This window comes from Quadrisphaera sp. DVD1 (assembly GCF_058932755.1).
Map to the genome: position 1 here is coordinate 1 of NZ_JBZYWI010000131.1, position 9,001 is coordinate 9,001.

Genomic DNA, 9,001 nt, shown 5'->3' on the forward strand with positions numbered 1-9,001 from the left:
CGCCCATCATCGACAGCGCCGCGACGGCGTCGCGGTAGGTGGCCAGCGCACCCGGCACGTCGCCGCGGGCCTCCAGCACGTCCCCCAGCACCAGGCGCGCCTGGCACGCCTGCAGCCGCGGCGCGTCTCCCAGCAGCCGCAGCGCGCGCTGGGCGGCGGCCTCGGCGTCGTCGAGGTCCCCGCGCAGCAGCAGGGCCCGTCCCCGCTCCACCTCGCACCCGGCGACGTCCGGCACGGACCCGGCCGCCTCGAGCGCCGACTGCGCCCGGTCCAACTGCTCCAGCGCGGCGGCGGGGTCGGGCGTGTCGCCGCGCAGCAGCAGCCAGCCGAGGTGCAGGCGCAGGCGCGGGACGTCGAGCCCGTCGGCCTCCTCCCCCAGCACCGCGAGCGCCCGGGTGGTCAGCCGGTGGGCCTCCGTCAGCTCGCCGCGGCCCTCGGCCACCAGCGCCGCGTTCCAGTAGATGGAGCCCCGGGCCCGGCGGCTGCCCGAGCGCTCGGCCACCTCGATGGCCGCCTGCGCGCGGTGCTTGGCGTAGAGCAGGTCCCCGCGCTCGATGCAGGCCCAGACCAGGGACGCGGCGAGGCGCACGTGCTCGTCGGTGCCCGACAGGCCCTGCTCCTCGGCCACGACCAGCGCGGCGTCACCGACCTCGACCGCGCGGTTGAGGTCGCCCGCCTCGAGGTAGGTGACGAGCAGCAGCGTGGCGGCCTCGGCGTGCACCAGCGGCAGCCCCGCGCTGCGGGAGGTCCCCAGCAGCCCCTCCAGCAGGGCGACGGCGCCCTCGAGGTCGCCGCGGGCGCGCAGGGCCCGGGCCAGGGACAGCTGCACCTGCGCCCGCAGGTCCTCCGGGAGCACGTCCTGGTCGACGGCGGTGAGGCGCTCCACCGCCCGGAGCGGCTCGCCCTGCACCGCCTCGAGGTCGGCCAGGCCCACCTCGAGGCGCACCTGGGAGACCTGGTCGGTGGCCATGCCGTCGCGCAGGTGCGCGACCGTCGTGCCCAGGCGCTCGGCGAGGTGCTCCAGCGCCCGCGACGACGGGACGCGCCGGCCCGACTCGATCAGCGAGACGTAGCTGGTGGACAGGTGGCCCTGGCCGAGCGCCGCCTGCGACAGGCCGGCGTCCTCGCGCAGCCGCCGCAGCCGGGCACCCAGGGACTCCATGGCCGGATCCTAGGACCAGACCCTGTGCTCCAGGAGGGCTCAGGCGGCCAGTCGTGCGGCCACCTCGCGCCCCAGGTCGGTGCCCGAGCGCCAGGCCTGCTCCACCCTCGGCCGCCCGCCCCAGCCGTCCCCGCAGACGCCCAGGAGGCCCTCGCCGGGCTCGACGAGGAGGTACGGCTCCTCGTGCGGCTGTGCCGGGGAGGCGAAGGACCACCGGTGGGCGGCCACCGAGATCGGCGCCGGCACCGCCGCGACGCCGAGGACGACGCCCAGCCGCTCCAGCACCGGCGCCACGAGCGCCTCGGGGTCGCCGAGGTGCTCGGCCGCGGCCGCAGCGGTGGAGTGCGCCACGAGCACCGCGGCGCCGTCTCCGCGCCGGCGCCCGTCGTCGGCCACGAGCGAGAGCAGCGGGTCGTCGGCGACGAAGCCGGCGTCCAGGTCGGGCCACCAGCGCTGCGCCCACAGCGCGTAGACGGTGACCACCGGCTCCCAGGGGCGCGCGAGCCGGGCGCGGACGGCGGCCAGCGGGCCGTCGGCCGCCAGCAGGCGCCCGGCCTGCGGGTCGGGCATGGCGAGCACGAGCGCGTCCACGGCCTCGCCGTCGGCGGCCGGCCGGTCGTCGACGACGGAGACCGAGCGGACGGTGGCACCGGCGACGACGTCCAGGCCCGCGGCCAGGTCAGCCACCAGGCCCCGCAGCCCGCCGGGGGCGGCCCAGCGCTGGGGGCCGGTGGTCAGCTCCCGCACGCCACCGGGGGCCAGGACGGCGAACGTGTCGGTCCAGGGGCGGGCCAGGCCGCGCGCGGCCCAGTCCTGGACCACCGCGGCGAACTCCTCGTCGCGGGCGGTGAGGTACGCCGCCCCGGTGTCGACGACGTGCTCCCCGCCGCCGGGCAGCTCGACGGTGCGGGTGCCGAGCCGGCCTCCCGGGCGGCGCCCGCGGTCGCGCACCTGCACCTGCACGCCGCCGGCGCTCAGCGCCCGCGCGCAGGCGACGCCGGAGACCCCGGCGCCCACCACGACCGCGCGGGGGCGGGCGCCGGCGGCGCGGGTCACTCGCGGTACCCGCTGCCCATGAGGCGGTCGACGGCGGCCGGGTCGCACTCGGCGAGGAAGGCCGCGCAGCGCTGCGCCTCGTCGGCCTCGCCGATCGCGGCGGCGGACCGGCCGAGGACGGCGAGGGCGCGCAGGAAGCCGCGGTTCGCCTCGTGGCTCCACGGCACCGGCCCGGCGCCGCGCCACCCGGCGCGGGATCGCAGCGCGTCCAGGCCGCGGTGGTAGCCGGTGCGGGCGTAGGCGTAGGCCTCCACGGTGCGGCCCGCGGCGAAGGCCTCGTCGGCCAGGACGGCCCAGGCGAGCGAGGACGCCGGGTGGGCGGCGGCGGCGTCCGCGGCGTCGACCTTCTCGCGCAGCATCCGCTGGACGAGCGCGTCGGGGCCGTCCTCGGGCAGCAGCGCGGGGGGCGGGCCGGGGGCGCGGCCGGGGCTGGCGGGCATCGGCAGGGAGTCGGGCATGGCCCCATCCTGCCGCCGTGCGGGTGTCCCCGCTGGGCGGCGGCGCCGGGTCCCGCTTACCGTTGCAGCGCGATGATCGAGCTCTCCACCTCCGCCACGACGGCGACCGTGACCGTGACCGGCGACCTGGACCTGGCCGAGCGCACCCAGTTCCCCGAGGTGACGGCGCGGGTCAACGGCCTGCGGCGCCAGCTGGTGGTCGTGGACCTGTGCGCGACGACGTTCCTGGACTCCACCGGCGCCGCCTTCCTCATCTCCCTGGCGGAGATGACCCGCCGCCGCGGCGGGACGACCGTGCTGCGCGGCGCGAGCGAGCGCGTGCTCTACGTCCTGGAGATCTGCGGCGCGCTGGGCGCCTTCCGCCTCGACGCCCACCACGGCTGCGGGGCGGCGGAGTCCCCGGGCCCGTGGCGCCGCCCGCAGGACGCCTGACCGGACGCCGTCAGCACCGCCGCGGCTGACGCTGTAAGCAGGCCCGCGCCCCGCGGCTTGACGTGATCTCCTATGGTTCATCCGACCGGACGTCGGCAGTGCACGCGGCGCCGGCACGAGCGAGCGGCGCAGGAGGAGGCACGGTGGACGACGCGGTCACCTCCGGCGGCTCGACGGCCGGCCCCCCGGCCGACCCGGGCTCGGTCCACGTCATCCTCGGCAGCCGCAAGACGCGCGTCGTGCTCACCGGTGAGATCGACGCCGAGCTGGGGCCGGACCTGCTGGAGGCCTCCGCCGACGCCGCGGACGCCGGCCGGCCGGTCGAGGTCGACGTCCAGCACGTGACCTTCATGGACTCCACCGGCGTGGCCTTCCTGGCGCGCCTGGCCTCGCGCTCCCCCGGCCAGCTGGTGCTCATCAAGCCGCCGGACCTCGTGCGCTTCCTCATCGAGGTGACGAGCATCAAGCAGGTCCTCCGCGTGGTCGAGCAGGACCCGGGCGTGGACAGCACGCTGCCCGAGGGGCCGGACGATCCCGAGGACCCCGAGGACCCGGACGACCGCCCCGACCTCATCGCCTGACGCACGACGGGGCCCGCCGCGCTCCCCCGGGGGAGGACGGCGGGCCCCGTCGTGGGGGTGGCGGCCTCAGCCGATGCGGGTGCCGGCCGAGCGCAGGTGCTGGCAGGCCTCGGTGACGCGGGCCGCGAGGCCGGCCTCGGCCGCCTTGCCCCAGGCGCGCGGGTCGTAGGCCTTCTTGTTGCCGACCTCGCCGTCGATCTTGAGCACGCCGTCGTAGTTCTTGAACATGTGCTCCACGACCGGGCGGGTGAACGCGTACTGCGTGTCGGTGTCGATGTTCATCTTCACCACGCCGAAGTCGACCGCGGCGCCGATCTCCTCGGCGGTCGAGCCGGAGCCGCCGTGGAAGACCAGGGCGAACGGCTTCTCGGCGCCGACCTTCTCGCCGACCGCGTCCTGGGCGGCCTTGAGCACCTCGGGGCGCAGCTTGACGTTGCCCGGCTTGTAGACGCCGTGCACGTTCCCGAACGTCAGCGCCGTCAGGTACCGGCCCTTCTCGCCGGTGCCGAGGGCCTCGGCGGTGGCCAGGGCGTCCTCGGGGGTGGAGTACAGCTTGTCGTTGATGTCGTTCGCGACGCCGTCCTCCTCGCCGCCCACGACGCCGACCTCGATCTCGAGGACGACGTGCGCGGCCGCGCAGCGCTCCAGCAGCTCGGCGGCGATGGAGAGGTTCTCCTCCAGCGGCACGGCCGAGCCGTCGAACATGTGCGACTGGAACAGCGGCCCGCGACCGCTCTTGAGGCGCTCCTCGCTGATCGCCAGGAGGGGGCGCACGTAGCCGTCGAGCTTGTCGGCCGGGCAGTGGTCGGTGTGCAGGGCGATGTTCACGCCGAAGTTCTTGGCCACGTGGTGGGCGTACTCGGCCAGCGCCTCGGCGCCGGTGACCATGTCCTTCACGGAGGAGCCGGAGGCGTACTCCGCACCGCCGGTGGAGACCTGGATGATGCCGTCGCTCTCCGCCTCGGCGAAGCCTCGGATGGCGCCGATCACGGTCTGCGAGCTCGTGACGTTGATCGCCGGGTAGGCGAACGCGCCGGCCTTGGCGCGGTCCAGCATCTCGACGTAGACCTCGGGGGTGGCGATGGGCATGCCGGGTTCCTCCTGCGTGGTCCCACCTGCCGCGGCAGCGGGACGTCGTCTGCGGCTGTCGCGGCCGATCCTTCCACGGCGGCGGCCCCACGCCCGCTCAGAGCGGGCGCTGGCCGAAGACGTGGCGGCGGACCCAGGCGTGCAGGGCGATCGCGGCGGCGGCGCCGGCGTTCAGCGAGCGCGTCGACCCGGCCTGGGCGATGGACAGCACCGCGGTGCAGTGCGCTGCCATGTCGGGAGAGAGGCCGGTGCCCTCCTGCCCGAGCACGAGCACGCAGGCCCGCGGCAGGTCGGCGGTCTCCAGGGGCACCGCGCCCGGCAGGTTGTCGATCCCCAGCAGCGGAAGCCCCCGCTCGGCGGCCCACCCGGCCAGCGCGGCGGCGTCCGGGTGGTGGTGCACGTGCAGGTAGCGGTCGGTGACCATCGCGCCCCGGCGGTTCCAGCGCCGGCGCCCGACCACGTGGACGCCCTCGGCGTTGACCGCGTTCGCCGTGCGCACCACGGAGCCGATGTTGAGGTCGTGCACCCAGTTCTCCACGGCCACGTGCACCGGGGCCCGGGAGGTGTCCAGGTCGGCGCGGACGGCCTCCACGCTCCAGTACCGGTAGCGGTCGACGACGTTGCGCCGGTCGCCCTCCGCCAGCAGCTGCGGGTCGTAGCGCGGGTCGTCGGGCCACGGCCCCACCCACGGGCCGACGCCGACCTCGCGCTCCTCGGGCGCGCCGCCGGGGTCCACGGCGCAGGACGCTAGCCGACGCCGCGCCGCGCACGTCCCTCGCCGGCACCGCCGCGGCTCAGGCGCCGAGGAGGGCCGTGGCCGCCGACGCGTCGGTGATCAGCCGGTGCACGAGGCCCGCGCGGACGGCGGCCGCGATGGCGGCGGCCTTGTCCGCGCCACCGGCCAGCGCCACGACGTCGGGGACGGCCCTCAGCTGCTCCGTCGTGATCGAGATGGCGCGGGCCGGCACCGCACCGCCACCGACGACCTCGCCGTCCGCGTCGAGGACGGTCGAGCAGACGTCCGCCACGGCGCCGGCCTCGTCGAGGTCCTGCACGATCCGGTCCGGCAGCGCCGAGCGCAGGGACGACCCGTGTCGGTGCCACGCCCCGATGCCGACGAGGGCGCAGGTCAGGCGGGAGAACGTCGACAGGGTCGCCGCGACGGAGTCGACCGACCGCAGCGAGGCCGCCACGTCGGGCGAGTCCACGATCATCGGCACGTGCAGCGCGTGGACGGCGCCGCCCGTGCTCTCCCCCAGGCGCCGGAGCAGCTCCAGCGAGTTGAGGTTCAGGTCCGCGCTCGGCACGCTGCCCACCACCTGCACGACGGTGGCCGCCGGCAGCCGCGGCAGCACGTCGGTGAGGGCGTGCAGGCTCCGCCCCCAGGAGACGCCGAGCACGTCGTCCTCGGACAGGCGCTGGGCCAGCAGCGCCGCGCAGGCCTGGCCCACCTGCCGCCGGGTCGCCCCCGGATCGCCGTCCACCCCCTTGACCACCAGCGCCTGACGGAGGCCGAACCGGCTCGCCACCTCCTGGGACAGGTCGAGGTCGACCTCGGGCGGCACGTCGATCTCGATGCGGACGACGCCGTCGCGCACGGCCTGCTCGAGGATGCGCGCCACCTTGAACCGGGAGATGCCGAGCTCGTCGCCGACCTGCTTCTTCGTGCGGCCGTCGACGTAGAAGCGGCGGGCCACCAGGGCCGTGATCAGGTCGTGCACGGGGCCTCCGCCCTTGACACCCGGTCGCCGCACCGATGAGCATGTGACTCACACGAGAGCGCAGCGCTCATATGAGCACGCTAGCAGAGGGCCGGTGGAGACGTCGATGTCGGATCACGAGGGGGGCCAGCCGCGTTCGGCGATGGTGACCGGCGCTGCGGGCGGCATCGGGCGCGCCATCGCCGCACGCCTCGCGGCGGACGGCCACGCCGTCTCGGTGGCGGACCTGCCGTCCACGCGCAGCGCCCTCGACGACCTGGTCGCCGGGCTGGCCGCCGCTGGTCGGACCGCCGCGGTCGTCCCGCTCGACGTCTGCGACGCCGACGCGGTCGACGCCGCCGTCGAGGCCCACGCCGACCGGTTCGGTGGCCTGGACGTGATGGTGGCGAACGCCGGGATCGCCCCGACGGCGCCCCTGGTCGACACCACCGCCGAGCAGTGGCAGCGGACGATGGACGTGAACGTGGCCGGGGTCTTCCACTGCTACCGCGCCGCCGCGCGGCAGATGATCGCCCAGGGCCGGGGCGGGCGGCTCATCGGCGCCGCCTCCGTGGCCGCGCACCGCGGCGGGAAGTGGCAGGGCGCCTACTCGGCGTCCAAGTTCGCCGTGCGCGGGCTGACGCAGGCCGTCGCCCAGGAGCTGGCCGAGCACGGCATCACGGCCAACGTCTACAGCCCCGGGGTCGTCTCCACGCCGATGTGGGAGACGATCGACGAGGCGATGACCGCCCGCCGCGGCACCGCCCCCGGCTCGGAGATGGCCGCGATGGCCGCCGCCATCCCGCTGGGCCGCCTGGAGACCCCTGACGACGTCGCCGGCGTCGTCGCGTTCCTCGCCTCCCCCGACGCGGGCTACATCACCGGCCAGTCGATCGTCGTCGACGGCGGCATGTGGTTCTCGTAGCGACCCCTCGGAAGGACCCACCCGTGCAGCTCTACCTCGACACCGCAGACCGCACCGCCGCAGAGGGCCTGCTGGACACCGGCCTGTTCGCCGGGGTCACCACCAACCCCACGATCCTGCGGCGCGCCGGCGCCAGCGTCGCCGACATCCCCGACATCCACCGCTGGGCGACCGCCGCCGGCGCGCGGGAGGTCTTCTTCCAGGCCTGGGGGGAGGACACCGCGACGCTGGTCGAGCGCGGGCGGGAGCTGCGCGGCCTCGGCGACGAGGTGGTCGTCAAGCTCGTCGCCACCCGGGCCGGCACCGCGGCCTGCGCGACCCTCGCCGCCGAGGGCGTGCCCACGCTGCTGACCGCCGTGTACGACCCCGGCCAGGCCATCGTCGCGGCGGCGGCGGGCGCCACCTACATCGCCCCCTACCTGCGGCGGCTCACGGCCGCCGGCCGCGACGGCATCGGCGACGTCCTCGCGATGCACGAGCTGCTCACCGCCACCGGCAGCTCGACCAGGGTGCTGCTGGCCAGCATCCCCGACGTGCCCGCGATGGTGACCCTGGCCCGCCGCGGCATCGACTGCTTCACCACGGCCCCCGCCGTCGCGGAGCAGTTCTTCGCGGACGAGCTCACCGCAGAGGCGGCGACCGCCTTCGAGGACGCGGTCCGGGAGCCCTCGGCGTGACCGCTGCTGCCGGGCCGCACCCGGCGGTCGTCGTCGCGGGGGACGCGCTCGTCGACCTCACCCCGGCGACGACGGCGCGGGGCACCCGCGCGTACGAGCCGCACGCCGGGGGGTCGTGCCTCAACACGGCCGTCGGCCTGGCCCGCCTCGGGGTGCCGACGGCCCTGCTCGCCAGGGTGTCCCGCGACGGCTTCGGCCAGCTGCTGCGCGCCCACCTGGCGGACTCCGGCGTGCTGCCGACCCACCTCGTGGACACCGACGACCTCACCGCCCTGGCCGCGGTGCACCTCCGCGACGGCCAGGCCACGTACTCCTTCCACGCCGCGGACGCCGCCGACCGCGGGCTCCTGCCCGAGCACCTGGCCGCGCTGCCGGACGGCGCGGCCCTGCCCGACGGAGCCGCCCTGCACCTCGGGTCGATCGCCCTCGTCCTGGAACCGGTCGCCTCCACCCTGGAGGGGCTGCTCCGGCGCCAGACCGGGCGCCGGGTGGTCAGCCTGGACCCCAACATCAGGCCCGGCCTCGTCCCCGACCGGGCGGCGCACCTGCGCCGCTTCGCCGCCTGGGTGCCCCTGGTCGACATCGTCAAGGTCAGCGACGAGGACCTCGCCTGGCTGCACCCGGACCGCCGCGAGGAGGAGGTCGTCGCGCAGTGGCTCGCCGCCGGGGCGTCCCTCGTGATCGTCACCCACGGCGCGGACGGCGCCGTGGCCAGCACCCCGGTGGCGACGGCGAGCGCCGCGGCGCCACCGGTCGCCGTCGTCGACACGGTCGGCGCCGGGGACGCGTTCACGGCGGGCGCCCTCGCCCACCTGCACGACCGGCGCCTCCTCTCCCGGGACGCCCTGCGCGCCCTGGACGCCGCGCAACTCACCGACCTGGTGCGGGCGGCGTGCCTCGTCGCCGCCGACACGTGCACGC

At 76.4% G+C, this 9,001-nt stretch carries 11 protein-coding genes; 5 read left to right on the plus strand and 6 right to left on the minus strand.

Annotated features, from left to right (window positions below):
• The 3 genes from AC5FZL_RS13300 to AC5FZL_RS13310 all read right to left on the minus strand — a co-directional run.
• On the minus strand, window positions 1–1,162 hold a 1,162-nt coding region (locus AC5FZL_RS13300), incomplete at its 3' end, for a helix-turn-helix domain-containing protein (RefSeq protein ID WP_493619360.1).
• A 39-nt stretch (window positions 1,163–1,201) separates the two neighbouring features.
• A complete protein-coding gene (locus AC5FZL_RS13305; protein ID WP_493619361.1) occupies window positions 1,202–2,218 on the minus strand; it encodes an NAD(P)/FAD-dependent oxidoreductase in 1,017 nt (338 codons plus the stop codon).
• A complete protein-coding gene (locus tag AC5FZL_RS13310; RefSeq protein ID WP_493619362.1) occupies window positions 2,215–2,676 on the minus strand; it encodes a DUF3151 domain-containing protein in 462 nt (153 codons plus the stop codon). The genes AC5FZL_RS13305 and AC5FZL_RS13310 overlap by 4 nt, the downstream gene beginning before the upstream one ends.
• A 72-nt stretch (window positions 2,677–2,748) precedes the next feature.
• On the opposite strand from AC5FZL_RS13310, the gene AC5FZL_RS13315 reads away from it, so the two are divergent.
• Together AC5FZL_RS13315 and AC5FZL_RS13320 are read left to right on the plus strand one after the other, a co-directional pair.
• Window positions 2,749–3,108 carry an STAS domain-containing protein gene (locus AC5FZL_RS13315; RefSeq protein ID WP_493619363.1) on the plus strand — a complete coding sequence of 120 codons (360 nt, stop codon included), beginning with the start codon at window positions 2,749–2,751 and terminating at the stop codon, window positions 3,106–3,108.
• A gap of 143 nt (window positions 3,109–3,251) precedes the next feature.
• Window positions 3,252–3,689, plus strand: coding sequence for an STAS domain-containing protein (locus AC5FZL_RS13320; RefSeq protein WP_493619364.1), 438 nt, complete (start codon window positions 3,252–3,254; stop codon window positions 3,687–3,689).
• A gap of 66 nt (window positions 3,690–3,755) precedes the next feature.
• Here AC5FZL_RS13320 and fbaA read toward each other — a convergent pair whose 3' ends face one another.
• The 3 genes from fbaA to AC5FZL_RS13335 all read right to left on the minus strand — a co-directional run bounded on the left by fbaA (window position 3,756) and on the right by AC5FZL_RS13335 (window position 6,499).
• On the minus strand, window positions 3,756–4,778 hold the full coding sequence (fbaA, locus tag AC5FZL_RS13325) for a class II fructose-bisphosphate aldolase (protein ID WP_493619365.1): 1,023 nt from the start codon (window positions 4,776–4,778) through the stop codon (window positions 3,756–3,758).
• Between the two features lie 97 nt (window positions 4,779–4,875).
• Entirely contained in the window at window positions 4,876–5,514 is a 639-nt protein-coding gene (locus tag AC5FZL_RS13330) for a TrmH family RNA methyltransferase (protein ID WP_493619366.1), read from the minus strand.
• Between the two features lie 58 nt (window positions 5,515–5,572).
• Window positions 5,573–6,499, minus strand: a complete 927-nt coding sequence (locus tag AC5FZL_RS13335) for a sugar-binding transcriptional regulator (RefSeq protein WP_493619367.1) — start codon at window positions 6,497–6,499, stop codon at window positions 5,573–5,575.
• A 106-nt stretch (window positions 6,500–6,605) separates the two neighbouring features.
• Between AC5FZL_RS13335 and AC5FZL_RS13340 the strand changes: the two genes are divergently transcribed.
• The 3 genes from AC5FZL_RS13340 to AC5FZL_RS13350 form a co-directional block, all read left to right on the plus strand.
• Window positions 6,606–7,403, plus strand: a complete 798-nt coding sequence (locus tag AC5FZL_RS13340; protein ID WP_493619368.1) for an SDR family oxidoreductase — start codon at window positions 6,606–6,608, stop codon at window positions 7,401–7,403.
• Window positions 7,404–7,426: 23 nt separating this feature from the next.
• Window positions 7,427–8,080 (plus strand): transaldolase family protein, encoded by a 654-nt coding sequence (locus AC5FZL_RS13345; protein ID WP_493619369.1) that lies wholly within the window; start codon window positions 7,427–7,429, stop codon window positions 8,078–8,080.
• Window positions 8,077–9,001 (plus strand): carbohydrate kinase family protein (locus tag AC5FZL_RS13350; protein ID WP_493619370.1); only part of this gene is annotated, 925 nt, incomplete at its 3' end. The genes AC5FZL_RS13345 and AC5FZL_RS13350, both read left to right, overlap by 4 nt.